The following is a 23575-nucleotide window of genomic DNA, read 5'->3' as shown; positions in this document are numbered from 1 at the left end:
TCTTTCCGAGGCCCGGAGGGCACTGAGGCAGGAGCGCCGCATGGGTGGGAACATCCGTGATGAGCGGCGTGAGGTGAAGCAGGAGCGTCGAGACGTGCGCCAGGCGCGGCAGGAACTGCGCCGGGAGCGGAGGGATTAGCGCATAGTGGGTCGTCAACCTCCTGAAACCCTGACCTCCTCCTGAGACTTCAGGAGGAGGTTGTTATCGAGCATGAATAGGGGCGCCACATCCGTCGGCGGCTCAAGGAACTGAAAGGCCGGTCCCTGTCCGCAGATTGGGATAGGGATGTCGTGGTTTTGTTTCGCTTCAGCGCTCTGGAGGTTTCGTTGCAAACCCCGACGTAGGACAAGAGGCTGCCGGAGATGACCTCAGGTTAGGTGGCAACGCCGAAGAGAGCTGCAATGGAACTACTTTGAGCCCGCATAACGCTTGCTGGTGCGTTCAAAACCTGTCCTTTGCGGATCATCGCCATCGTCTCACAGCCGGCAATCGTCCGAGCGGCAGTCCGGAAGGTCTTGAAGCCCAGCCCGCGACGGACCAGCCGCTTGGTGCGCCGGTGATCCTGCTCGACGATGTTGTTCAGGAACTTTACCCGCCGGAGTTTGCCAAGCTGCCAGAGCACTCCGGCACGTTTCATCGCCTTCGTCGCTACAGGATAGGCGGCGTTCTTGTCGATTGTGAAAGTCTGCGGATTGACTGTATGTGCCTGCTTCAAGGCTTTCCAGCAGAAGCGCTTGGCAGCAGCCGCATCCCGCTTTACCGAAAGCAGAAAGTGAATCGTCTGTCCGGCCGCATCGACGGCACGGTGGAGATAAACCCACTCGCCCTTTACACGAATGTAAGTCTCATCCACACGCCAGGAGCCGTTCGTCGAACGCAGATGCGGACGAACCCGCTTGTCGAGTTCGAGAGCATAGGCCTGGATCCAGCGGAACAGGGTCGTGTGATCCACCTGCACTCCATGATCTGAGAGGATGCGCATCAGGGTTGGTGCGGTTCCGTACAGAGCTTGAGCTCGGATGCGAAGGCGAAGCCCGGATCACGGAACGTGTTGCGCTGGCGGGAGTTGCCCCTACGCCAACACCTAAGCTTGATGCAGCGTATGGAGTTTCCAATGATCAGATCGCTTCTTCTCACCTCCTGTGCCTTCCTGGCCTTGACCGGCCTCGCCCTCGCACAGGCCACCCAGCCGACAGCCCCACCTGCTGGCGCTGCGCAGCCGGCTGCTCCGGCTGCCCCTCCCGCCGGCACCACCCCCGCGCAGCCGGGCGCGGCTCCGAGCGTCCAAGGCGCACGGCCCGGCATCCGCACCGTAGACCCCACCACGCTCCGGCTGACGTACTACACTGTCACTCCCGCCGACATGCTGGCCTCCAGGCTCATGGATTTGGACGTGCATAACCTTCAAAACGAAGAGATCGGCGAAATCGAGGACTTGATCCTCGATGACGGCAAGACCATTCGCGGGATCGTGCTGGAGATTGGCGGCTTCCTTGGCATTGGCGAGCGGCGCGTGGTAGTGGCCCCCAGCTCAATCCTGATCACCCGCGAGGGCGAAAACAATCTGAAGGCGGTAGTCAACACCACCAAGGACGAACTCCAGAAGGCCCCCGAGTTCAAGTTCGAGGGTAACTTCAAGCGGGAGTAAGCGGCTTCCGGTCCCCGCAAGCGGTATGCGGGGGTAGGGTGCGCATCCTGTTGGGGCGAACGTCATTAGCCGGGCGAGAGCTAGGAGTTCTCGCCCGGCTCGGCTATGCCGCATGGGGTGTGGTCTACGTGCTGGCCCCTGGCCCACGGCGGAGGCCATCTGGGGCAACAGCCGGCTTTGCAGCCTGCCGGGGTGCTCGCCCCCTTTCCTGACCGACATGAAGGCTCGATCCTCGTAGCCGCGATCCTGCCTTGGGTCTGTCAGGACTGGAGCCGGCGCCAACCCGCGTATGCCAGCAGACTCAGGCAGGGTCGGATTTTCAGCCGCCTCCGCAAATCACCATCCCACGTGGGAAATATGGGCGCTGTTGCAGTGACTTCATGAGACACAACCAATAGTGCATTCTCGTGCCGGAGCAGCCACTACACGCTCTGGCTTGACAGGTTAATGCACCATCAGAGCCGATCTGGCTGGCCGACATCACCTACATCCCGACTGGTGAGGGCTGGCTCTACCTGGCGGCCGTGCTGGATCTGGCCACCCGGAAGGTGGGGTTGAGCCATGCGCGATCATATGCGCACCGAGTTGGCCCTTGGCGCTCTGATGATGGCGGCTCAGCGGCAGCGATCAGGTCCCGGGCTCATTCACCATTCAGATCGCAGTAGTCAGTATGCAGCTGAGGCGTATGCCCGGCAGCTAACCTCCATGAAGGCGACGGCATCAATGAGCCGAACAGCTTGTTGCTACGACGACGCTCCGATGGAGTCGTACGTCCATTCCTTGAAGCTAGAGCTGGTCCATCAGCGGAGCTGGGCAACGCGTGGCGAGGCTCGCCGGGATCTGTTCGGCTACATCGAAGGTTACTATAATCGACAGCGCATTCACTCCGCCCTAGGGTATCTCACACCCGAACAGGCCGAGCGAAATGCAAACTAACCCCGTGTCCGCGTAATCGGGGAAGATCAACGTCTTCATGCCTCAACCCCTCTGAAAGGCTCAGGCGAGTGTAGGCAGCACCTTTGACGCAGCGGTACGCAATTGTGCGAACATCCTTAATTGCAAGACTGATGGAGCCCAGCGTAAACACCGACAAGGGAAAATCGCCTGCTCAAGTACTTGGATGTATGGCTACAGCCGCCAGCCGGATCGCGATTAAGCAGATAGGTTCAGGAATACCGTTCCCTCCTCGCCAAGCTCTGCCAGATTTGAGGCGAGACGCTCTACGAGCAGCCAGCGCCTCCAGTCCGGCATGATGCTCCAGGCAGGATCGCTCAGCTGGGCATGAGGCAGACGGTAGTGAAACACCGCCCTAGATCCGATCTTCTCATGCGGCAGAACAGAGCGCACCCGCTCCTCATCGAAGTGAGCCAGGAGTGGAAGGAGGTCCAATGCCCGCTTCCGGGTCGGGTTCGCCGCCAGGTAGTCTTCCGTCAGCTTGGGCAGGTCAGGCCAGTAGCCCGGATCGAGCACGCGTTGTTTATAGGCCTGCGGGTAGTCAGGCGGAAGGACGAGAGCACGCCGAAAGCTCCCGTGTACGATCTCACGTCGGAGGCGGTCGTTGACCAGCAGGAAGGCTTTGAGAAAGGCCGTGACCGTTGCTGCATCAAGCCGCGGTGGATCGATGTTGAAGTGGAGCCCCAGGGAGTCCCACAATACGGCCCCGCGGCCGTACGCACCAGCAGACCGCAAGCTTGCCACGACCGTGTCCATTTCCGGGAGCTGGGCGATGGGCATGGGCGCGGTGATGAGTTCCCGCGGGACGAAAGGTGACGCCACTGTGCCGAGCCATGCGGCCATGCGGCGGCCGAGTCTCAGGCTGAGCTCCGGATGCCGCTCAGGATGGACGTGCCGCAGGTCGGTTTCAACCAGCAGGTCGCCCAGACCGATGCCGCTGACCCTGAAGGCATGCGGATCTTGAGCCTTACAGGTTCCGCCAAGATCATGCGCGAGGACCTCAGCCGCAACCTGAGCGCTCGGTCCCAGGAACTCGATCTCGACGCCAACCCGCCGCAACGAGCCGTCAGCCGTAAGCAGAATGGGAGGGCTGAGCGCATCACCGTCTATGGCAGCGTTGTTCATCATCTGCAGACATGGGGACGATGGTGTCTGACCTCAATGAACTATCTGGAGCCCCTGATCCTACGAGCTGCTGATGGGCAAGATGGAGGTCTGAATGCCTTGTTCCCCACGCGGATACCTCGCGAGGATGATACAAGATCTCCTCTGGATCATGTATGGCTTGCAACAGCCGCTCCGAACCAATAAATCACAAGAGCGCCAGCTCCCAGGGGGATCTCCCGAGATGTCCAACCCGCTGCTGGCTTCTGCCAGCCCACCCGCACGCGAGTGCACCTATAACCTGTTCCGAAACAGGAAGCGGTCTGAACTTCTCTGTGCCGTGCCGGAACACCGTCCCGTGCCCAGCTTTCTTGTTCCGAAAGACTGGACGTTTGAACGCCCTCTCCATGTAGCAGACCCGGCGCCTGCCGGCTTTGAGGATCGGGCTGCCACGGTCGGCGCGCGGTTCAACGGCTTCTATCTGTTCCAGATAACAGCTTCGCTAAGCAAAATAGCTGCTTAGCCATGTGGGCGCGGGCTGCATGGGCGTGCCACGGGCTATAGGCGCTCCTCGCCGTTTCTCCCAGTCTCTCGGCGTGTTAACCTCGCCCGAGATTGCAACTCCCGGTGAGGGCGGAGGCGGTCATGTATCTGGTCATCCGCAAGTTCAATCACGTCAGCTCCGTGGCAGAGGCTGCGCGCCGGGCTGAGAGCGGCATCGGCCAGGTGCTCAAGCAATCGCCCGGGTTCCAGGGCTACTACGTCTTTGATGCCGGCGATGGCGTGGCAGGCTCTGTGAGCCTGTTCGAGAGCAGAGAAGCCGCAAGTGCTGCCAACGAGAAGGCGCTCGCCTGGATCCGGGCCAGCCTGGTCGATGTCGTCAATGGAGAGCCCGAAATCACCATGGGCGAGGTGCTGGCGATTGTTCCGGCCTGATGAGCTATCGCCTGGGTCCGGGAGGCAGACGAACGGGGTCATCCGACTTTTAGCGGCAACGCCGAACGTTACGGACGATGACGTTTCCGTTCGGAAGACGGGTGCGCTCTCGGACCATCCGGCACTCCGGCGTGCAGGTTTGAACGTCGCGGACAACCACCGTGCCATTGGGACGAACCGTCCTGACCCGGCGGGTGGTGCAGGCGACATTCTCTGTCAGGTGAGGTGCCGTCACAGGATGAGCTGAGAAGCGGGCGCTCGCCTGGTCGGGGACATCACAAAGAGGGCAGCCAAGAAAGCAACGGCACCCAGAGCAATACACGTCAGAGGGATTCTCCTGAAGTGTTCAACGGCCGCTGGAACGAGCGGATGGCGGCAAATTGGAAGCAAGGGTGTGACCGAAGTGTGAATGATCAGCAAGTACCCGGATCTCACAGAGATCCACAGACAACAATCCTCGGCATTCCAAGGCAGCAACTTGTTAAGTCTGCAGAGTTAACCAAGCTCCTTTTCAAGGAGTTGCTGACCATGCGAAGCCGTAGGTTTGATGACGAGGCGCGGATTGTCATGGCGATCTATGCCGGGCAGGTCCTCGTCTTCGCGCTGGGCGCTTTATACGCGCTGTGACGTGGGGCCGGACGAAGCGCACAGCCAGAGGAGTTGAAGGAGCCGGGCCGCGCCCGCTTCTCACTGCAAAGCCTTGATCAGCACCGGAAGATGTTAGCTGTCCAATGAGCCATCAGCCTGACGGCTGGAAAACCATGAAGGAAAACTGATGCTGGCCGACTTCTGCGGATTCCGATGAAGCCGGACGCTTATTCCAAGGTGAAGCCGGACACCCATTCCGATTTCATTCCGGACAGTGTTCCGAACTGAAGCCGGACACTCTCCTCGTCTGACCCTGGGTCATGGGAGATGGTGGATTGGGATTGTCCGGTCGTCAATCGGACAATGAGGCGGCGGCCGGGGAGCGCTGCTTGCGCAGGCTCTCGCCGGACAGTTCAATCCGATACGCATTGTGGACGAGCCGATCCAGGATCGCATCGGCAATGGTCAGATTGCCGATGATCTCGTACCAGCGGTCGACCGGGATCTGGCTCGTGACGATGATGGAACGCCGCTCGTACCGGTCCTCGACGATCTCCAGCAGATCTCGCCGCTGATCGTCATCGAGCTTCTCAGGTCCCCAGTCATCAAGGATGAGCAGATCCACGCGGGCCAGAGCCTTGAGCATGCGCGCGTAGCGACCGTCCCCCCGCGCCAGAGCGAGCGCTGCAAACAGCCTTGGGGCGCGGTGATACACCAGCGAGAAGTCCTCCCGGCAGGCCTTCTGGCCCAGAGCGCAGGCCAGCCAGCTTTTGCCGACCCCAGCGGGTCCCGTCAGCAAAAGCCCGCGTCGCTCTCGGATCCAGCCGCAGCCGGCGAGCTTGAGAAAGAGCCCGCGACCCAGACCACGGGTAGCCCTGAAATCGACGTCCTCGACATGAGCATCATGGCGCAGGTGAGCCGCCCGGGCCCGGCTCTCAAAACGCTTCTGGCGGCGCAGGGTCGTCTCGCGCTCGAGCAGGAGCGCCAGCCAGTCGCCATGTTCCAGAGCAAGCGCCTCTGGCTGGGATTGCAGATCCTGGAAGGCAATGGCCATGCCATGAAGACCGAGATCGGTCAGCAGGGCGAGAGTGGGATGGGTCAGCATGCAGGATCTCCTTAGTGGAAGTAGCCGGGGCCGCGCAGATTGGCGCGCTCCAGGATGGCGGTGGGCTCGGGATCGCGGGCGGGTTGGGCGGCCAGGCGGTTGGCCAGGATCGAGGCAATGCTCTTGTAGGTGAATGCGCCGATCTGGAGGGCGCGCGCCGAGACCGCTTCAGCGCGAGCGGGCTCGAGATCGCGCAACAGGCGTAAGATCCCGAGACAGGTCCGAAAGCCCTGCTCGGGATGCGGGCGGTGGGCCAGAATGGCCGTGATCAGGCCTTCGGTCTGCGGGCCAACCGACGCCGCCCAACGGCGGAAGCGGTCCAGGGTCCAGTCGGCATAGCGCCGATGGGAACTCGGCATGTGGTCCGGATCGGTGCCGTGCCGGCGCCCACTATGGCGGCGCTGATGGGCCGCCACGCGCTGGCCGCGGTGGAAGATCTCGATCGTGCGGCTGGTCGCCCGCAGATCGACCTGCTCGCGGATCAGGCCGTGCGGGACCGAATAGAAGAAACCCTCGTACTCGACATGATAGTCGGTACCGACCCGGGCGAAGCGCCACTCGGCAAATTCGTAGTCGTCGCCCGGCAGCGGCGCCAGCGTCGGGCGCTCAACTGTCTCGAAGAGATGACGGCGGCTGACGCCGAGGCGGCGAACGACATGATCGTTGATGCGCTCGCACGCGCCGGCAATCGCCGCATTGGCCTCGGCCAGGGAGAAAAAGGTCTGGTGCCGCAGCCGTCCGAGAATGCAGGTCTGGGCAAAGCGCACGCGATTCTCCACTTTGTCTTTGGGCCTTCGTGGCCGCGCCGGCAGGATGCCGACGCCGTAATGGGCGGCCATCATGCCGTAGCTGCGGTTGATCTCCGGATCGTAGAACGAGGCCCGGCTGACCCCTGCCTTGAGGTTGTCCGGCACGATCAGGCGCGGGACGCCGCCAAAGACGCGGAACATGTGCCCGTGGGCGCCGATCCAGTCCGGCAGGGTCTGGGTCCAGGTCGCCTCGGCGTAGGTGAAGTTGGAGGCGCCGAGCACGGCAACGAAGATCTCGGCCTGGCGGATCTCGCCGGTGCGGGGATCGATGATGGCGATCTTCTTGCCGGAATAGTCGACGAACACTTTGTCGCCGGCAACATGGTCCTGGCGCATGGTCGGCGAGAGGCGGCCCTCGAAGGAGCGGAAGAGCTCGCAGAAGCGGCTGTAGCCATAGCCGTTGGGATGGACGGCCCGGTACTCCTCCCAGAGGATTTGCAGGGTGACGCCGGACCTCTTCAGTTCGACGATGGCTTCGGCCCAGCGGGGCTCGGGCCGCCGGCGCAGGCCCTGCTTGACGCCGGCGCGGGCAAACAGCCTGCCCTCCAGCGCCTCATCGGTCAGTTCGCCGGGCAAGAGCCAGCTCAGCCCGGCCTGCTCGGCGCGCTTGAGGTTCTCCTGGACGGTGCTGCGCGCAATCCCGAGCCTCTCGGCGATGTCGCGCACGCTGATGCCGTCCCGGGTCAGGCGCAGCATCTGTCTCAAGTGTCTCATGGTCAGCTTCCTCTTGGCAGGCATCCCGTTCTCCTCGTGCGAGCTGAGGAAGGTGATGCCCGAGTTGCTGACCCAGGGGATCGTCAGAGCAGGGAAAGTGTCCGGTGATTGATCGGAACGGTGTCCGGCTTCATTCCGGAATACTGTCCGGCTTCAAATCGGAATACCTGTCCGGATTGCGTCGGAATCTGCACCGACTTCAGCTGAGGCTGTGATTGCCAGCAAGGTTCGCATGTCAGCCGCGTGGCCAGCCGTAAACGTGGTGTAAACACTCTGGATCCGTTCCATGCCCCTTTTGCATGGCAGGGGCGAGAACTTTCAGGTTTGCCGTGCGCCGGCTGCGCTGTAGATGACCCCTCCTCCGCCACAGCCTCCCTGTGGCGGGTTTCCTCCCTAAACTCGGCCACCGCAACAGGTGGCCCTTTTTTCTCGCTGCCCGTGCGCGGCGCCTTTGCGCGTGGGCTGGCTCATCATTGAGGTTGCGTCTTGTTTTTATCAGTTATTCTGTCATGCCTGCGCCGCTGGCTGCGTACTCGTGAGATGGCACGGCAGTTGAATGCCTTATCTGACCGTGAGTTATTCGACATCGGCATTGCCAAGCCCGTTCGCTCGCGATGCTCCATCCAAGCACTGCCAAGTCGGCTACCTTCGCCGCCATGAGCGCGAACCTCCTGATCGACCGCACCCTGAACGACATCACGACAGCGGTGGAGCCTGATTTCACGAAACCAATGCTGCCCAGCTCGTCGGAAAGGCGGCCCAGGTACAGCTCGGCGGCGTGCTGCCGTAGAGCGGATGCCCTCCTGTTTACGTGGGAGCGGGACTTGAAGCCGGATGGCATGCACATGACGGCTGACGCGGCATGAAACGATCAGCACACCCCGTGCTCGAACTGAGCCCTCAACGAGAAAGCCCCGCTCTCTTGAGCGGGGCTTCGATCCTCGGCGAACGGACCTCGATTGTGCCCGTGCCGCAAGCTGTCCGTTCAGACTGCGACACCACCAGGGCGATGGTTACGCGGTGGGAACCTGAACCGCGACGAAGCGGCTGTTCCCATTGGCCTCCACAAGGAACAGCACGCTCTTCTTGCCGTCTTTGCGGCTGGCCTCGATGGCCGCCTTTACGTCGGCGGGAGACTGGACGGGCTTGCCCGCAACTTCGGCGATCACATCGCCGCTCTTGAGGCCTTTCTCGGCCCCTGGGCTGCCCGGCTCCACGCCAACAATGGCCACACCCTTCTTGTTGTCGCCGGTGGGGGCGAGGCTCAGCCCGAGCTTGCCAACCGCAGCATCCTGCTTCGGGTCCGCCGCCGCTGTGGACGTGCCGTCCATCCGGGAGATCGTAACTGCGATGTCCTGCCGCTTGCCGTCGCGCCAGACCTGCAAGGTAGCTGTCGAGCCGGCGTTCAGGGAGGCCACCCTTCGCGACAGGTCCCGGGCATCCTCCACAGCCTTGCCGTTGACCGCTAAAATGACGTCGCCCGTCTTGATCCCGGCCTTGGCTGCGGGGCCGTCCTCCTCGAGGCGGGAGACGATGGCGCCCTCACCCCCCTGAAGGCCGAGGCTGGAGGCGATGTCCTTGGTCACGGATTGGATCTGTACGCCGAGGAAGCCGCGCTCGACCGTGCCCTTCTCCCGGAGCTGGGTGGTGACGCTGCGCACTGTCTCGGACGGGATCGCGAACGCGATGCCGACGTTGCCGCCGGACGGCGAGAAGATCGCGGTGTTCACGCCCACCACCTGGCCGAGCTGGTTGAAGGTCGGGCCGCCGGAGTTGCCCCGGTTCACCGGCGCATCAATCTGGAGGAAGTCATCGTAGGGTCCGGCGCCGATGTCGCGCGCCCGGGCCGAGACGATGCCCGCCGTCACCGTGCCGCCAAGGCCAAACGGGTTGCCCACGGCCACGACCCAGTCGCCGACCCGCGGGGCTTCCGGTGCGAGCTCGACGTACTTGAAGGGTCCGCCCTCCTCAACCTTGAGCAGGGCGAGGTCGGTCTTGGGATCAGTGCCGACAACCTTGGCATCCAGGGTGCGACCGTCGTCCATCAGCACCTCGACCTCGGAGCTCTTGTCGATCACGTGATTGTTGGTGACGAGGTAGCCATCCGCCGAGATGAAAAAGCCCGAGCCCTGCGAGACGCCCTGACGCGGCCCCGGCTGGCCGGGCCGCGGGCTGCGATTGCTCTCGTCGCCGGGACCGCCGCGGAATCGCTTGAAGAACTCCTGGAAGGGATGATCGTCGGGCAGGTTGAAGTCGGGGCTGCCCTGCCGATCACTGCTGGCCTGCGCCATCTTCTTCTCGCCGCCCTTGGCCCGCACCGATACGACGGCGGGCTTCACGCGCTCGACGACATCGGCGAAGGAAGGCATTGTCGCTTGTGGGGCGGCCATGGTCTGCGGGGCCTGGGCAAAGGCGGGCAGCATGGCGCCTCCGGCCACGGTCGCCAGTGCTACCGCGCCGAGAAGCGCGGATCGGATCGTGCGGCGGTGACCGCGAGGCGCTCCGCGCGACGCGTGATCGTAGTGGTTCATTCCTGTACACTCCATGAGCTTGTCGGGTTCTCCCCTTGTGTGAGCAGATGGGGATCGACGGGTGAGTGTGTCCTTACAGCGGGATGAATTCTTCGTAATGTTCGGCCGCACGGGGGATGGTCAGCGCCACGCAGCCGGCGATCTGGGCGAGCGTCATCCCCCGGATCATCGATGCCCACGTCTGCTCGGGTGTCGCCCTACTGACCAACGCCGACCTGCTCGAGGGCAAGCGCGCGACCGCGCATCAAAAGGCTGACGCATGTCTGCCGGGGGCGTTCCGGAAGTCGGTACGATCGAAAACCATGCGCCAATCGACGTGCCGCCGGATGGCCGGGTGCTGGGCGAGAAAGGCCTTGAAGTCGCGCACGTCAGCTCAGGATGGACTTCGGAGATAATCCGAGGCTTCCGAGTCATCGATCGGAACGATGCCAATTCTGAATAGTTGTTCAGACTGACAGGCCGAGTTCTCGCGCCTCCCTCGCGATGAGGTCTGCCAGACTACACGCATTGAGAAACTTCACGGGAGCCCGGCCCTGCGCCGGGCTCTCTGCACATAGACGCAGCACGGGAACGTTGTCCTCGATCTCGCAGTTGACGTCTGCGAGACCGGGTTCGGGTGGGCTCGGTCAGGGACGGAGACAGACATGCGTGGAGCATTACTGACGACAGTTACCGCAGCCGCTCTTTCGATGAGCTTTGCGGCTGTGGCCGAGACCAGCCGCGGGGCTGCAAGCGCTGATAATATCGTTCTCGCTCAGGCGAGCGGTGGAGCCTCTGGCGGTACTTCAGGTGGAACGAGTGGTGGTACGTCCGGCGGGACTTCAACCGGAACCTCTAGTGGAGCCACGGGCGGCGCGGCAGGGAGCACGTCGGGCGGAACGAGCGGTGGTACATCTGGTGGGGCGGCCGGCAGCACATCCGGCGGCACCTCCGGTACGACATCGGGCGGTGCCGCAGGCAGCACCTCGGGTGGAACCTCTGGTTCTGGCACGGGCACCGCTGGCGGCACGTCCACTGGGGGTGGTGGCAACACCAGCGTGAACGTCAATCTCACGACACAGCAGCGTACCCAGGCGGTCCAGACGCTGCGGAGCGTCAACATCACCCCCGTGCGGGAGAATGTCACAATCACGGTTGGCCAGACGGTTCCGACAACCGTCACGCAGTTGGTTGACTGCCCGACCACCCTTGAGAGTCTGATCACGGGCGTGAAGGACTGTAAGGTCGTGCTGGTGGGTGATCGCTACTATATCGTGGAAGGTGGTAGCCGCCGCGTCGTCACCGTCATCGAACGGTAAGCCTTGGAAGGGGCCGAGCTTCCCCTTCAGATCCCCGATGCCCCGCGTGGCTCCGGCAACGCGGGGTAGCCTTCCACGGGCTATCAACCAACATCACTCGGCAAAGAGCCTGCAAGAGACCCGTTCACCCTTCCTCAGGATATGCGGGTTATGGCGCATGAATAAGCCCCGCCGGGATCTGTCTGAGCGGGGCTGAAGTCTACGGAGGCGACAAGGGGTTGCGGGATTTGCCTCCGCATCAAGATACCCCCCAACAGCCCGGGCTGGTTTCTTCCGCCTTCCCCACCCTGATGAAGATATTACTGGGGAACTGCATTGGACTGAGCAATATTGCCGTCCCGGGCGCACACATAGTCCGCTCCACTCCGCTCACTTTGGACTAAGCGGTTCTGGGGTGGACAGGTCGCAACCTCAACGGCAACAATGCCGAACAACAAAAGGGCACTGTACCAAATGACAAACTTCACGAAAGTATACAGAACGGGCTCAAGGTAGCGCATCGCACGTGTGCCGAGGGGTAGTCCATCTGGAACCTAGGCGAGGGCCGGAGATTGATGACTCAGGCAACTTCCGGTCCCCGTCTTGGAGGCGGTTCTGGATCAACACAGCAACTCGTACGGCCGGAGGCGGGACACGGATCGTCATGCTCTTGCGAGTCGGGCGATCCCTTCGACGGTGAGATTTGCAATGCCGATGCGTGTTCAGGAAGTCCATCCCGCGATTGCCCACTTCCCGGTGGCTCTGCTGCCCACGGCTGTAGTGTGTGATCTGGTCGGCCGGTTGACCGACAACGACGCGCTGATGGAAACAGGGCGGCAGCTGATGCCGATTGCAGCGGCCAGTGCCGCCGCCACTGGAATTGCGGGCTTTGCCGCACAGGAAGCCGTCAGGACCCGCGATGTCTCGCATGATCTTCTTGTCACCCACCGCACGCTCAACATCGGCCTGCTGGCGCTGTCGGTGGGCTTGGCAGCGATTCGTGCGCGCAGCCGTCGACCCAGCGCCGGTTACCTGCTGGCAGGTCTCGCGGGAGCCGCCCTTGTCACGTACTCGGGCTATCTAGGCGGCCGGATGGTCTACGCGCATGGCGTCGGCGTGGATCCTGCCGATGGCATTGAGCACGAGCGCGCGCCCGAGATGCCCCGCGACGGGTTTGGACGGGCCGCACGGACAGCGGCCGGCAACATCGGCCAAGCGATCAGACACACGGCTCAGGATATGGCGCAGGGGCAGATCGCACCTAGGATCCAGGATCGTGCGCTTGGCCGCTAGGGGCCCCTCCGAACAGCTAGAAGCAGGATTAGCTCAGCTCCGGAAGCAGCTGGCGATGTGAGCCTGCACCGAAAAAGTGGACTTTCCACACCGCCTGTTCCTGTTTCCGCTTTGAAAAAATCAGAGACTTGAGGCGGAAGCTGACAGAGGCGACCTCACCGACAAGTCCGCACTGACGAGACATGGCCAATCCGTTCTACACCATCGGGCATTCCACCCGCTCTATCCCGGAGTTCGTGGGCCTCCTGCGCGAGGGGAACGTCCGCTTGGTGGTGGATGTCCGAACGGTACCCCGCTCCCGGACAAACCCGCAGTTCAACCGCGACGCCGTGCCCGACAAGCCTGACAGGGTATCAGATTGGGTACGAACACATCGCCGAGCTCGGTGGGCTGCGCGGCGGGCAGCGCCAGACGGTGCCCTCGCCAAATGGGTATTGGGAGAACAGAAGCTTCCGGAACTATGCCGACTACGCCCTGACGGACCAGTTTCCGGAGGGCTCGACCGGTTTGACCGACCTCAGCCGCCGGATCATCGCCGACTACCTGCTCGCCTCGGATGCGCCGTGTTCCACATCCTTGGGCCGGGCAAAATCGAGCGGGCATCCCCCACACCCGGAGCCCGCCCGGTCGTGGACGGGATCAGCTATCCGGCCGGTGCCACCGGGTGAGTCCAATACTATTCGCAGGTAGCGTCCCTGGACGTGGTGCAGGAGCGGGCCGCGAGGGCGGCGTGCGAAGCTCCCCATAGCGCAGCATGTCGCCCGGGAGGTGGTCATCGCCAGTCTTCGGTTAGAGTTCGGGTTGCGACACCTGACCCTGACCCCGGAGACGACGATGACCGACGAGAGAATGACCCTGATCGAGCTGATCGAAAAGGGGGCCGATGCCGATCTCATCCGCGACATGCTCGCCTTTGCGGCCGAGCGCCTGATGAACCTGGAGGTCGAGGCCCTGACCGGAGCCGCGGCCGGGGTGCGCAGTTCGGAGCGCCTCAATCACCGCAACGGCTACCGCGAGCGGGCCTGGGACACCCGCGCCGGCCGGATCGATCTGGCCATCCCCAAGCTGCGCAAGGGCTCCTACTTTCCCGTCTTTCTCGAGCCGCGCCGCACCGCCGAGAAGGCGCTCACCGCGGTGATCCAGGAGGCTTATGTCCACGGCATCTCCACCCGCTCCGTCGATGATCTGGTCAAGGCCATGGGCGCGTCCGGCATCTCCAAGAGCCAGGTCTCACGGCTGTGCGAGGAGATCGACGAGCGGGTCAACGCTTTCCTGGCCCGGCCGATCGAGGGCGAGTGGCCCTACCTGTGGATTGACGCCACCTACCTGAAGACGCGAGAGGCCGGCCGGATCGTCTCGACGGCCGTGATACTGGCGGTGGGCGTCAACAGCGACGGCCGACGCGAGGTGCTGGGGATTGCCACCGGCGCCTCGGAGGCCGAACCGTTCTGGACCGCCTTCCTGCGCTCGCTCGCCGACCGGGGCTTGCGCGGGGTGAAGCTGGTGATTGCCGACGATCACAAGGGCCTGCGGGCGGCAGCGTCCCGGGTCTTCCATGCCTCGCACCAGCGCTGTCGGGTTCATTGGATGCGCAACGCCATGGCGCATCTGGTCCCCAAGCAGCGCCCGGCCGTGGTGGCGATGCTCAAGACGATCTTTGCCCAAGACACGGCCGAAGCGGCCAGGGAGCAATGGGCCTCGGTGGCTGATGCCCTGCGTGAGCGCTGTCCCAAGCTGGTCGAGCTGATGGACCGCTCGCGCGACGAGGTGCTGGTGTACATGAGCTTTCCGCGCGAGCACTGGGCTCAGATTGCCTCGACCAACCCGCTCGAGCGGCTCAACGGCGAGATCAAGCGGCGGGCGGATGTGGTGGGCATCTTCCCCAATGACCGGGCGGTGATCCGGCTCGTGGGCGCGCTGATGCTGGAGCAGAATGACGAGTGGGCGGTGAGCCGGCGCTACATGTCGCTGGAAAGTCTGAGCACTCTGAGCGATGATCCCGTTCGCAGGCTGTCGGCCGTGACCGCCTGAGCAACCCGGCTCAGCCGAGGTCTGGCGCTCTTACACCACGCCACGGGGCACGATCCTATTCGCAAGGCCCGGAGAGCCAAGGCGGACCACTCAATGGACTTTCTTCCGGCTAGCCAGAACCTCCCCCGTAGCTTCGGGTTGAAGGCGCGATGCCTTCGTCCTGGGGGACCGTCATGCCTGCTCCCAAAGTAATCCTGGCAGGCAATCGCCTCCTCAGAGAACCAGACTGTCAGGCTGCCCGCTGACCAAGCCTGGGTCGTACTCGGCCCAGTTCGTCACCCGGTATCGCTGCTTGGGACTGCGATGACGGCGGGCGGCACTGGCCTTGAAGCTCATGGCGGGATCTTTGCCCGGAAGTCAAACAGGCCGCTACGCTATCCGGCACTGGCTACCAACTTACTCATCCACGCAACAAGGCGGGTCGGCAGCTGGACCTCAGCTCCTTACCTGATAGTGCGGCAGTGGCAGGAATTTAGTTGATCGATCTGCTAGGTCCTCCAGCGAGAAGCTGCATGCGTACCCTGTTTGCCTCGGCACGGGGGAGTCCGCGTGCAATGCAGGTGTCACCGACATAGACGGCCCAAGTCTGCTTCGCCTCGTCCTGTAGTTTGATTGAAACGTTCATGGCTGACTTCCTTTGGTGTCCTCGCGCGGAAGAAGCTGGGTCTCACCGTAACCGTTCAAAGATATACAGTCAGCCCATAGAATAATGCTGCGGCTCCCAGTATAACACTGAGTGCTAGAACCGCTAAGGTCTGCCATGGTCCTGATGGCGGCTCCCCAAACAAAACTCTCTCCTCAGAGCGGCTCCACATTGGGCTCCTCCCAGCCGTTGTTACATCTTTCGCGCTCCTCTGCGGAAAGGTAGCCCTGGGCCCGCGGGCGAGCGTCGGAGCTTCCGGATGCTGTTGTACGGTACCCTGCCCCGACTGGCGGATCTGACGAGATCCGTTCCATTACGCGGTAAACTCGGTGTCCCAACAAGCGTTCATAGCCCCTGCAGGACTCGGTACGGCCGAAAACAGAGTTCTGCTCCGCCAAGCGAAAACGTCATCCGGGCTTCAACTCCGAGACCGCCTTTTCGTGCCAAACTGGGGCCACGACCTCCACTTGAGCGTAGCATCCACATCCAGGCCCTGGGAGAGGCCTAATGCTGCTACGCTCTCAACCATGCCAGCCGTTCTCTCGGACGGAACGTAGATCCGGCAACCTTGAGCTACACAATGCGCTTAGAGCAGAGGAGCCGCACATAGCTGTTCTACCATCTCAGAGATCGCATCGTGTCAGACGATCAGCCGGTTCCATCCAGCATAGCTCTCGCGGATCGGACCCTGGCGGATGCTGAGCCCGATCAAGGCAACCCCGGACGCAATGCTCACAAGCGTTGCGGCCGCATCGGCATCATAGAGAAACGGCGTAACGAACAAAGCCGCTCCCAGCAGAACGTTCAGGTAGCGCACCGGCCGGGCGACTTCCGCTGCAGCAACCGAGACAACGGTCAGCACGAGGGAGCCGATCACATGGTCGGCATTTGCCATCCCCCCGGCCGCCCCGAGCGTCACCCGCGTGAACAGCAGGGACAAGCCGATAAGTGCCGAAAGCGTAAGGTTCCAGGGCAGGCTCACCCCGCCGGCAACCATGTCTTTCACTACAGCAGCAGGTGAGCGATCGAACTCGTCCTTTCTGGCTTCCGCGTTGCCGGGTTCCTGCATCTCGTCGGTGTCGCCGAAAAGGAGTACGCGCAGCCAGTTCTGACCCGCCCCGACACGACGGCGCAGGAACTGCAACGTGGCGAGCAGTTCATCGAGAGAATACGGAATCTGCACGAGCACAGCGGCCGCGCCAATGAGCGCGATCGTACTCCAAGTGCCGATGACAACCGGCTGGATAATGATAAACAAGATCGACGTGATGCCGAGCGGCGCGATCATGAGTCCGAACAGCACCACCAGCCACGGCATGGTGCGCCAGCGCATCCGCGAGCCAACAATGCCAGTGAGGATCTCGAGCAGGTAAGTATATCCGCCAACCGCGGCGTCGGACACTGGCCAAGCCTTGGAGACCGAGGAGGTGATGATCTCCTCCGTGCCGTTCTGCGGGTCGGCGGGAGATCCGGCGAAGAACGGATCCCACACATCAGGGATGTGGCCTAGCTGATAAGCTGCAAGATAGCGCGACACATAAAGGCCAATAAATGCGAGCGCGATAATGGGGATGCGCTGCGTCCAGGCCGATGGGTTGTAGCTCCAGCCGGGGGGCACCTCGGGTCCAGTCAGCGCGGCAATGGCTGAGGGACCCGGCTCCGGCTTGGTGCACACCGCAAAGCCGAAGATCAGCGCACCGACGAGCGTATCGGAAAGATAGGCTGCGGCATTGGCGGTCGAGAACAGGAATGGCGCCGCCATGACCAGTGTCCCAATGCCGGCGCAGAGCCAGCGCGCCCATTGCGCACGCCACGACAGAGCCAGTGCAGCGCTGACGATCAGCGCTGCACCAAGGATGATCTCGCTCCAGCGTAGGAGGGGCTCCTCAACACCAATCAGGAGCGGCTGCGTCAGAAGCCAGGTTCCAAGCCCGACATTAACGAGATGCGCCCAGCGGTTGGCGCGGTGTTCGTCTCTGACCTGTGTCTCGCGGCGAGCAAGCAAACTGTCCGGGTTCATCCCCAGATTGGCAGCCCCCTCGATCCAAGACGGCGGTGTGACGTGGTTCGTCCTATACCACCCGGCTGGATCCTCCTTCAGCGCGGCGACCATTCTGGGAAGGTCGTCCTTCAGCCTGTGCCGCGGCTCCCAGCCGATCAAGTCGCGTGCCCTGCGGATGTCCAGAGCATAGTGGTCGTCGGCCATGGCGATCATGAATGGCCGGATGAAGGGCTCCTCCCCTTCATCAATGACATCGGGGATGATCGGCTCGAGCCTGCCCTGCGCCCAAGCGCCTGCGGCGGCAACCGCTTTTGGCAGGCGGATTGTCGGCCAGTCGTCCTGCCCATGAAGAAGATATCCAAGCTCGTCCTGGAGAGCGTCATAGCCGATCGCATCCGGCTCTCCAATCAGGATCGCGGCCTCCCGCGGCAGCGTTGCACGGCGCTCGACTGTGCGGGCAAAAGCGTCGAGCATATCCTCGCGATGGAGCATCGCCTGGCCGACGAGCATGCTGCCCGAATAGAAGTAGCTTTCGAACTCGCGCTCATAGATCCTCGCCACTTGCTGGGCCAGCGTCGGCACCATCGAGTGCTCGTCGTACACCCCGGCCAGTCGCAGGATCACGTAAGGGATTCGCCCGTGCTCAGAGCGGATGACCTCTTCGGCGGCCGCTTTCGACTTGGGATAAGCCCATCGCGGATCGATCGGCTGATGCTCATCGATCCGCTCCCCGGGACGGCAGGGAGCGTGCACGAGCATCGTGCTGGCATAGACGAACTGCTCGACGTCGAAAGATTGAAGTGCCCGCAGCAGGCGGCGCGTTCCCTCTACATTGACTGAACGATAGAGCGGGCTGTCCTCGCCCGAAAAATCAAAATAGGCGACGAGATGAATGATACTGGCAATCCGTGAGCCGAATTCGTCGCGGAACTTGTGCAGGGCAAGCTGAATCGATGCATCTGACGTGAAATCCGCCTCGAAAACCGGAAAGTCAGCGCCTTTCATCGAACGGTCGAGACCGACGATACGGTAATCGCGTCGTAAGGCCCTGACGATCGAGCCGCCGAGATTGCCGGTTGCACCTGTGACGATGACGATAGGCCTTGTATCCATCGATCCTGCCAAGTTCGGTTGTGCATTGGTCATGGGCTTGGCGTCCCCGCCTGGGAGAAGCCGAAGCCCACAGGGTCCGGCAACCCGGTTCCAGTAATCCTATTGGTAAGTCGAAAGGTCAAAGACGGTGGATCCGACGGCAATGATCATTATGCTCAAGGATCAAACGCACATATCACGAACCGGTTGCCCTGCGGGCAGGGCCTCTTGCCACCCGGAAGTATGCTAGCACTCAGGGCGCGGAGGCGCAGAATCCCGGTGGGCCTGATCGGCAGTCCCACGTGTTTCGCTGCAGAGACGGTAGGATCAGCATGGCGAGTTTCCTCGGCTTGCACCGTCTCCTAGCCGTTCTCCCGAAAGCTGGGATAGAGGGTCATTCCACCATCGACAAAGAGGGTGGTGCCGACGACGTAGTCGGATGCATCGGAGGCGAGCCAAACGGCAGCTTTGCCGACGTCCTCCGGTTCTCCGACGCGCCCGTAGGGGATCAGTTCGAGGAGCTTGCGCTCGGCTTCAGGCGTCTGCCAAGCCTCTTGGTTAATCGGGGTTTTGATCGCGCCCGGCGCGATGCCGTTCACGCGAATGCCAGCTTGCGCCACCTCCTGGGCGAGGCTTTTCATCATCAGCATCACTCCGCCTTTCGAGGCAGCATAGTTGACATGCCCTGCCCACGGGATGACCTCGTGCACGGACGACATGCAGATGATCTTGCCGACCGCGCGCGAGATCGAGGGGTCAGGTCCCTGGGCCAAGAACCGGCGCACCGCCTCGCGGGCGCACAGAAACTGACCGGTCAGGTTGACGTCGATAACCCGGCGCCACTGGTCCAGCGTCATATCGGGGAAGGCAGCATCCTGCTGGATGCCAGAGTTCGCAACCAGGATATCGATACGGCCAAAGGCGCTGCCAAATTCATCGAACATGGCCCGAACCTCATCCTCGCTCGACACATCAGCCTTGAGGGGTGCCGCCTCACCACCTGCGTCACGGATTTCTTGGACAATCCGCTCGGCCTCATCGGCATGCGAGCGGTAGTTGACCCCAACGGCAGCCCCAGCGGCGGCAAATGCCCGTGCGATGGCAGTCCCAATGCCGGAACTGGCGCCAGTGACCAGGGCCTTCTGGCCATGAAGAGGGTGGACAGGATCATGGGACATGGTGGTTTTCCTAAGGACCATATTTGCTTTGGATTACATATATGTTCTGACGCATGAGGGAGTCATGACCAGCCTGTGGCTGTCCTCCAAAGGAGGCGTGGTGATCTCACCTCCCCAAGATCCTGCTGGTCGGGTGATTTCGGCCATATCGATCATTCCGAGTGGGCCTGCAACTAGCCGAGTGAGCCATCGCATCCTTCGGCAACACCGGCATGAGCGGGAGCGCGGTCCCCTGTCTGCCGCCAAGGGCCAACAACAGAAGGGTGCCCGGATCGCATGCCGGGCACCCTTTCACAGGCTCATCAGGTCGCGTTGCCACCGTCAGCCTGACTAACCTTTACTCCAGGATCTTGACGATGCGCCGGGAGTCCGGCTCAACTAGGATCACACTATCCTCAACCAACACGTAGCGATAGGAGCGGAGCTCCGGCACGTCGACGCTGCTTGGGATTGGCCTCAGCTCCACGCATTGCGGCATGGTGGCCCCCTCGCGGAACACGCCCGAGACATCGCTTCGCAGCGTCTTGATGACGGTGGTCTCCTCTTCCTGAGAGAGGCTCAGTGAACCGGATCCCTGGGAGGCCCCGATGCTTGCCGTGGTGGAGCCCTGCTCGATGACCTCCACGACCTTGCGGGTCTTCGGGTTCACAATCACGATCTGATCCTCGACGACCATATAGCGGTACTCGCGGTACGCAGGAACGATCTCTACAACGTCGGCCGGTACCGGATGCAGGCCCAAGTCTTGCGGAACGTTCACGCCGACCGAAACTGAGAAGCTCACATTCTCGACGGGCTCAACCTCCCGCGTGGTAAACGAGCGCACAACCTGAGTCTTCTCCTCGCTGGAGAGTTTGGCGGAAACCGAGGTTGAATTGGTTGCGTCCGTACCCTGACCCTGATTGGAGGCTGACGACTTCCGATCCGTATTAGTGGATGAGCTGTTGGCCTCCGAGGTGCCCGTCACTGTAGTCGTGGTCTGGCCAGCTGTGGTGCTGCCAGAACCCGACTGGTCCGCTGATCCCGAAGTCTGGGTCTTCGGTTGCGACTGGCCGTCGTCACCCGATTTGCCGCTGGGGTTTGTGCTGGCTGACGTCTTCTGGTCGGAACCACCATCCTTGTCAGCGGAGCGGTTGCGTGACTTGTCTTGCCCTTTCCCTTCGGACGCGGTTGTCTTTTCCTTCGAGGCACCGGGACTGCCGGACCTGCCCTGCCCTTCCACGTCGGACTCCGACGTCCTCTTTGTGGCGTCAGGGCTGCTGCTCTTGACCGCATCTTGAGCCTGAGCGGCTGAGGGCTGCTTGGATGACTGTCCGCTAGCCTGATTTGTTGAGGAATCTGCCTGCTCACCCGCAGCCTCCCTAGCCGGCCTTTTCTGCTCGGGTCCGCTTGTGGGCGCCTTCGCCGAGGTGTTCCCCCTTTCAGCGCGAGTCTGCCCCCCATCAGTCGACGGACCGCTTCCGGCCTGCGGCAGTCTGGGTGACGCGGAGCCGGCCGCGCCGGTCCCCCCTGGGCTTGGTGCATACATTCCGCCGGATGCGGCTTGCGGAGCCGACAGCTTCTTCTGGCCAGCAGCCTCTTGAGCGAACGAGGGAGCGGCCAGAGCAACGGCAATGGCCGCAACGGTGGAGAGTAGAATCGTACGCATGAGGACCTTCTGAGTACATTGAGGACAGCAAGCCCGGGGCTTGCCCGATGCTTGTAAAAGCGCGTCTGCAAACCGAAGTTCCGCCGTCAAACACCTGCCAGCCTGCACCCCGGCCGGGAGGCGCACACGGATGGCACCGCGCCGCGTCAATTCAGCCGCTGGCACAATTCTTGGTCTCCTGCCGTACCAGAACAGCTCTGAACCAAGGGTGAGGGCCAGAACTGTCATCGCGGAGTAATGTTTGCTTCCAGTTTTGAGATGGGAGACGGCAGGCATTGGCCTCTGCGCCTTCAGCATTAGACAAGGAGCTTCTGATGACGATCAATCGCGGTCCTTACGACGTCAATGCTCCCGCAGGCCAGCACCCCTACCGGCGCGGATCTCGCTGGGGTTGGGCCATCGGCTCGCTGGTGGTGGTCCTTGGCATCATGGCTCTGTTTGCTTGGCTTGCGCCCGCAGATGAGCCCGTGGTGACAGGCGCCGTTGCGCCAGCAGTGTTTGCCATGAGATTCCCGGGATCGCGGGGGCAGACGGGATCGTTGGGCCGCCGCTTGAGAACTTTGCAGTGCGCCAGCTGATTGCTGGGTTGGTGCCCAACCAGCCTGTGGTGCTCATCAAGTTCATCCAGGACGCGCCGTCGATTGCACCGGAGACCGGCATGCCGGACATGCCCGTCTCGGAGGAGGAGGCGCGCCACATCGCCGCCTTCCTCTATACGCTCGACTGAAACAGGTGGTTGCCGACGCGGATTTGACGAAATCGCAATCCGCTCCGCAAACCATCCGTCCGTCGCCATTTCCGACGGAAAACTGGATTCAACTTTTCCTGAGGTGGCTTTAGTCGGTATCGAGGTAGGGCGGAGCGGCTCGGAGCGCTTCAACGGGAACGGTCAGTACAACACGCTCCGGCACGATGGCCCGGCTGATCCGGTTGGCATCCCTGGCCTCGACGCCTGCGGCTGTGCTGGGCGCAAGTCCCGCACCTTCCATCGTACCTGTAGTGGCCGTCATGTCGTAGGGGTTGATGCGGATGGCACTGGGCGGGACGGCAACCTCGCGCTCACCCATTCCAAGGAAGCCGCCGACCTCGATCACCAGAGCCACGATGCGGCCATTCTGATTGACGAGCACGTCCTCTACCTCGCCAAGATCGTCGTCATGGAGACTGTGGACACGTTTGCCGAGCAGATCCGAGATCCGCAGGACTCCTGGCTCTCGCCGGGTGATGAAGGGAGCCTGCGCGGCTATGGCATCGGGCCCAGCAAATCCTGCATCATTTGCGACACCTGCCGGAGGCGGCACATCGCCAGCCGGCACTTGGAGTGTCTGCGCTAGGGCGACAGGTGCCAGCAGCGTCGAACAGAGCAGGGCCGCCGGAATGAGGTTCAAGCGCATCGTTTCCTCCTGGGGCTGGGCGCGACCTGCGGGACAAGGTGGGAAGTGCTACTTCCGTGCTTCCGTTCCGGCATGTAGGCAAGATTGACCTCGAACACGGTACACTACCGGACGTGGCACTAAACTCCTAATCTGCACAGGCGGGTTCTTAGTCTTCGTACGCCTGCGGACGGATCGTTGCTGGTCCAGGAACAAGTATTCCAGCATCCCAATTACCGCATCGGCAGATCCGACCAACAGGAGGTGTCCATGGCAACTGGTTACACCCACTCCTCATCGTCCTCATCCGTGAACAGCGGCACTTGGCGGGCGCTGGCGTAGCTTGGCGTGGCGCTCCAGGCGGCTGCGTTCGTGGCGGTCTGGTGGCTCCAGCGCCGGAACGGCCTATGGACCATCGGCGGCTTCTTCGTCCTGTCGCTCGCTTTCATGCTGATGCAGGACCGCATCCCATCTCTCATGAGTTTCCTCATCGTCTGTGCGGCTCTGTCTCAGGTTCCGATGGGGTGGACGCCCCCCAACGGCCATGATGTGCCAAAGTGGAGGTGTTGAGCACCACTTGAGGGAGGCGTCCATGGGAGAGGTTAGCACAATCGGTGTGGATCTGGCGAAGAACGTGTTCCAGGTTCA

17 protein-coding genes and 4 pseudogenes are annotated in these 23575 nt (G+C 62.4%); 10 read left to right on the top strand and 11 right to left on the bottom strand.

Going from position 1 to position 23575, the window contains the following annotated elements:
• Positions 1 to 374: 374 nt before the first annotated feature.
• Positions 375 to 977 (bottom strand): annotated as a pseudogene (locus JAO75_RS23945) (IS6 family transposase); the annotation flags it as partial.
• 138 nt (positions 978 to 1115) lie between these two features.
• Between JAO75_RS23945 and JAO75_RS23940 the strand changes: the two are divergent.
• Together JAO75_RS23940 and JAO75_RS23935 are read left to right on the top strand one after the other, a co-directional pair.
• Complete coding sequence (locus JAO75_RS23940; protein WP_199051723.1) at positions 1116 to 1649, top strand: PRC-barrel domain-containing protein; 534 nt, start codon at positions 1116 to 1118, stop codon at positions 1647 to 1649.
• 464 nt (positions 1650 to 2113) lie between these two features.
• Positions 2114 to 2585: pseudogene (locus tag JAO75_RS23935) on the top strand (IS3 family transposase); the annotation flags it as partial.
• A 216-nt stretch (positions 2586 to 2801) separates the two neighbouring features.
• Here the strand turns inward: JAO75_RS23935 and JAO75_RS23930 are convergent.
• Positions 2802 to 3728, bottom strand: a complete 927-nt coding sequence (locus JAO75_RS23930) for an amidoligase family protein (protein ID WP_199051722.1) — start codon at positions 3726 to 3728, stop codon at positions 2802 to 2804.
• A gap of 624 nt (positions 3729 to 4352) precedes the next feature.
• On the opposite strand from JAO75_RS23930, the gene JAO75_RS23925 reads away from it, so the two are divergent.
• Both JAO75_RS23925 and JAO75_RS23920 read left to right on the top strand, forming a co-directional pair.
• The gene (locus JAO75_RS23925; RefSeq protein WP_199051721.1) at positions 4353 to 4643 is read left to right on the top strand and encodes a hypothetical protein; all 291 of its coding nucleotides are present in this window, start codon (positions 4353 to 4355) and stop codon (positions 4641 to 4643) included.
• Positions 4644 to 4985: 342 nt separating this feature from the next.
• Positions 4986 to 5270, top strand: a complete 285-nt coding sequence (locus JAO75_RS23920; protein WP_199051720.1) for a hypothetical protein — start codon at positions 4986 to 4988, stop codon at positions 5268 to 5270.
• Positions 5271 to 5583: 313 nt separating this feature from the next.
• On the opposite strand, the gene istB is transcribed toward JAO75_RS23920, so the two are convergent.
• Both istB and istA read right to left on the bottom strand, forming a co-directional pair.
• A complete protein-coding gene (gene istB / locus JAO75_RS23915) occupies positions 5584 to 6336 on the bottom strand; it encodes an IS21-like element helper ATPase IstB (protein ID WP_199051719.1) in 753 nt (250 codons plus the stop codon).
• An 11-nt stretch (positions 6337 to 6347) separates the two neighbouring features.
• Positions 6348 to 7883, bottom strand: coding sequence for an IS21 family transposase (istA, locus tag JAO75_RS23910; RefSeq protein WP_281433550.1), 1536 nt, complete (start codon positions 7881 to 7883; stop codon positions 6348 to 6350).
• 462 nt (positions 7884 to 8345) lie between these two features.
• On the opposite strand from istA, the gene JAO75_RS25300 reads away from it, so the two are divergent.
• The gene (locus JAO75_RS25300) at positions 8346 to 8519 is read left to right on the top strand and encodes a DUF1127 domain-containing protein (RefSeq protein WP_199051717.1); all 174 of its coding nucleotides are present in this window, start codon (positions 8346 to 8348) and stop codon (positions 8517 to 8519) included.
• A gap of 353 nt (positions 8520 to 8872) precedes the next feature.
• On the opposite strand, the gene JAO75_RS23900 is transcribed toward JAO75_RS25300, so the two are convergent.
• Entirely contained in the window at positions 8873 to 10390 is a 1518-nt protein-coding gene (locus JAO75_RS23900) for a Do family serine endopeptidase (RefSeq protein ID WP_246742696.1), read from the bottom strand.
• 1037 nt (positions 10391 to 11427) lie between these two features.
• Between JAO75_RS23900 and JAO75_RS23895 the strand changes: the two genes are divergently transcribed.
• From JAO75_RS23895 to JAO75_RS23880, 4 genes and pseudogenes are all read left to right on the top strand, one after another.
• Positions 11428 to 11688 carry a DUF1236 domain-containing protein gene (locus tag JAO75_RS23895; RefSeq protein WP_199051715.1) on the top strand — a complete coding sequence of 87 codons (261 nt, stop codon included), beginning with the start codon at positions 11428 to 11430 and terminating at the stop codon, positions 11686 to 11688.
• A 687-nt stretch (positions 11689 to 12375) separates the two neighbouring features.
• Positions 12376 to 12960, top strand: coding sequence for a DUF2231 domain-containing protein (locus tag JAO75_RS23890; protein WP_199051714.1), 585 nt, complete (start codon positions 12376 to 12378; stop codon positions 12958 to 12960).
• 182 nt (positions 12961 to 13142) lie between these two features.
• Positions 13143 to 13628: pseudogene (locus tag JAO75_RS23885) on the top strand (DUF488 domain-containing protein).
• A 166-nt stretch (positions 13629 to 13794) separates the two neighbouring features.
• Complete coding sequence (locus tag JAO75_RS23880; protein ID WP_199051713.1) at positions 13795 to 14991, top strand: IS256 family transposase; 1197 nt, start codon at positions 13795 to 13797, stop codon at positions 14989 to 14991.
• A gap of 200 nt (positions 14992 to 15191) precedes the next feature.
• On the opposite strand, the pseudogene JAO75_RS25090 reads toward JAO75_RS23880, so the two are convergent.
• From JAO75_RS25090 to JAO75_RS25410, 4 genes and pseudogenes are all read right to left on the bottom strand, one after another.
• Positions 15192 to 15327, bottom strand: a pseudogene (locus tag JAO75_RS25090) (IS5/IS1182 family transposase); the annotation flags it as partial.
• 947 nt (positions 15328 to 16274) lie between these two features.
• Positions 16275 to 18782, bottom strand: coding sequence for an NAD-dependent epimerase/dehydratase family protein (locus JAO75_RS23875; protein ID WP_199051712.1), 2508 nt, complete (start codon positions 18780 to 18782; stop codon positions 16275 to 16277).
• Positions 18783 to 19090: 308 nt separating this feature from the next.
• Positions 19091 to 19906: an SDR family oxidoreductase gene (locus JAO75_RS23870; RefSeq protein ID WP_199051711.1), complete on the bottom strand. Its 816-nt coding sequence runs from the start codon at positions 19904 to 19906 to the stop codon at positions 19091 to 19093.
• Between the two features lie 337 nt (positions 19907 to 20243).
• Entirely contained in the window at positions 20244 to 20732 is a 489-nt protein-coding gene (locus JAO75_RS25410) for a DUF1236 domain-containing protein (protein ID WP_199051710.1), read from the bottom strand.
• Positions 20733 to 22119: 1387 nt separating this feature from the next.
• On the opposite strand from JAO75_RS25410, the gene JAO75_RS23860 reads away from it, so the two are divergent.
• Positions 22120 to 22281, top strand: coding sequence for a hypothetical protein (locus JAO75_RS23860; RefSeq protein ID WP_199051709.1), 162 nt, complete (start codon positions 22120 to 22122; stop codon positions 22279 to 22281).
• A gap of 109 nt (positions 22282 to 22390) precedes the next feature.
• Here the strand turns inward: JAO75_RS23860 and JAO75_RS23855 are convergent, their stop codons facing one another.
• Both JAO75_RS23855 and JAO75_RS23850 read right to left on the bottom strand, forming a co-directional pair.
• The gene (locus tag JAO75_RS23855) at positions 22391 to 22948 is read right to left on the bottom strand and encodes a PRC-barrel domain-containing protein (RefSeq protein WP_199051708.1); all 558 of its coding nucleotides are present in this window, start codon (positions 22946 to 22948) and stop codon (positions 22391 to 22393) included.
• A gap of 260 nt (positions 22949 to 23208) precedes the next feature.
• Positions 23209 to 23394 (bottom strand): hypothetical protein, encoded by a 186-nt coding sequence (locus JAO75_RS23850; RefSeq protein WP_199051707.1) that lies wholly within the window; start codon positions 23392 to 23394, stop codon positions 23209 to 23211.
• Positions 23395 to 23575: the final 181 nt, after the last annotated feature.

This window comes from Microvirga splendida (genome assembly GCF_016427565.1).
GTDB lineage: Bacteria > Pseudomonadota > Alphaproteobacteria > Rhizobiales > Beijerinckiaceae > Microvirga > Microvirga splendida.
This window is presented reverse-complemented; position numbering and strand designations above follow the sequence as displayed.

Bases quoted from the DNA above. Each gene is read 5' to 3' on its own strand.
- JAO75_RS23940 (WP_199051723.1), top strand. From the start codon at position 1,116: ATGATCAGATCGCTTCTTCTCACCTCCTGTGCCTTCCTGGCCTTGACC.
- JAO75_RS23930 (WP_199051722.1), bottom strand. From the start codon at position 3,728: ATGAACAACGCTGCCATAGACGGTGATGCGCTCAGCCCTCCCATTCTG.
- JAO75_RS23925 (WP_199051721.1), top strand. From the start codon at position 4,353: ATGTATCTGGTCATCCGCAAGTTCAATCACGTCAGCTCCGTGGCAGAG.
- istB (WP_199051719.1), bottom strand. From the start codon at position 6,336: ATGCTGACCCATCCCACTCTCGCCCTGCTGACCGATCTCGGTCTTCAT.
- istA (WP_281433550.1), bottom strand. From the start codon at position 7,883: ATGCCTGCCAAGAGGAAGCTGACCATGAGACACTTGAGACAGATGCTG.
- JAO75_RS23900 (WP_246742696.1), bottom strand. From the start codon at position 10,390: ATGAACCACTACGATCACGCGTCGCGCGGAGCGCCTCGCGGTCACCGC.
- JAO75_RS23890 (WP_199051714.1), top strand. From the start codon at position 12,376: ATGCCGATGCGTGTTCAGGAAGTCCATCCCGCGATTGCCCACTTCCCG.
- JAO75_RS23880 (WP_199051713.1), top strand. From the start codon at position 13,795: ATGACCGACGAGAGAATGACCCTGATCGAGCTGATCGAAAAGGGGGCC.
- JAO75_RS23875 (WP_199051712.1), bottom strand. From the start codon at position 18,782: ATGACCAATGCACAACCGAACTTGGCAGGATCGATGGATACAAGGCCT.
- JAO75_RS23870 (WP_199051711.1), bottom strand. From the start codon at position 19,906: ATGTCCCATGATCCTGTCCACCCTCTTCATGGCCAGAAGGCCCTGGTC.
- JAO75_RS23855 (WP_199051708.1), bottom strand. From the start codon at position 22,948: ATGCGCTTGAACCTCATTCCGGCGGCCCTGCTCTGTTCGACGCTGCTG.
- JAO75_RS23850 (WP_199051707.1), bottom strand. From the start codon at position 23,394: ATGCGGTCCTGCATCAGCATGAAAGCGAGCGACAGGACGAAGAAGCCG.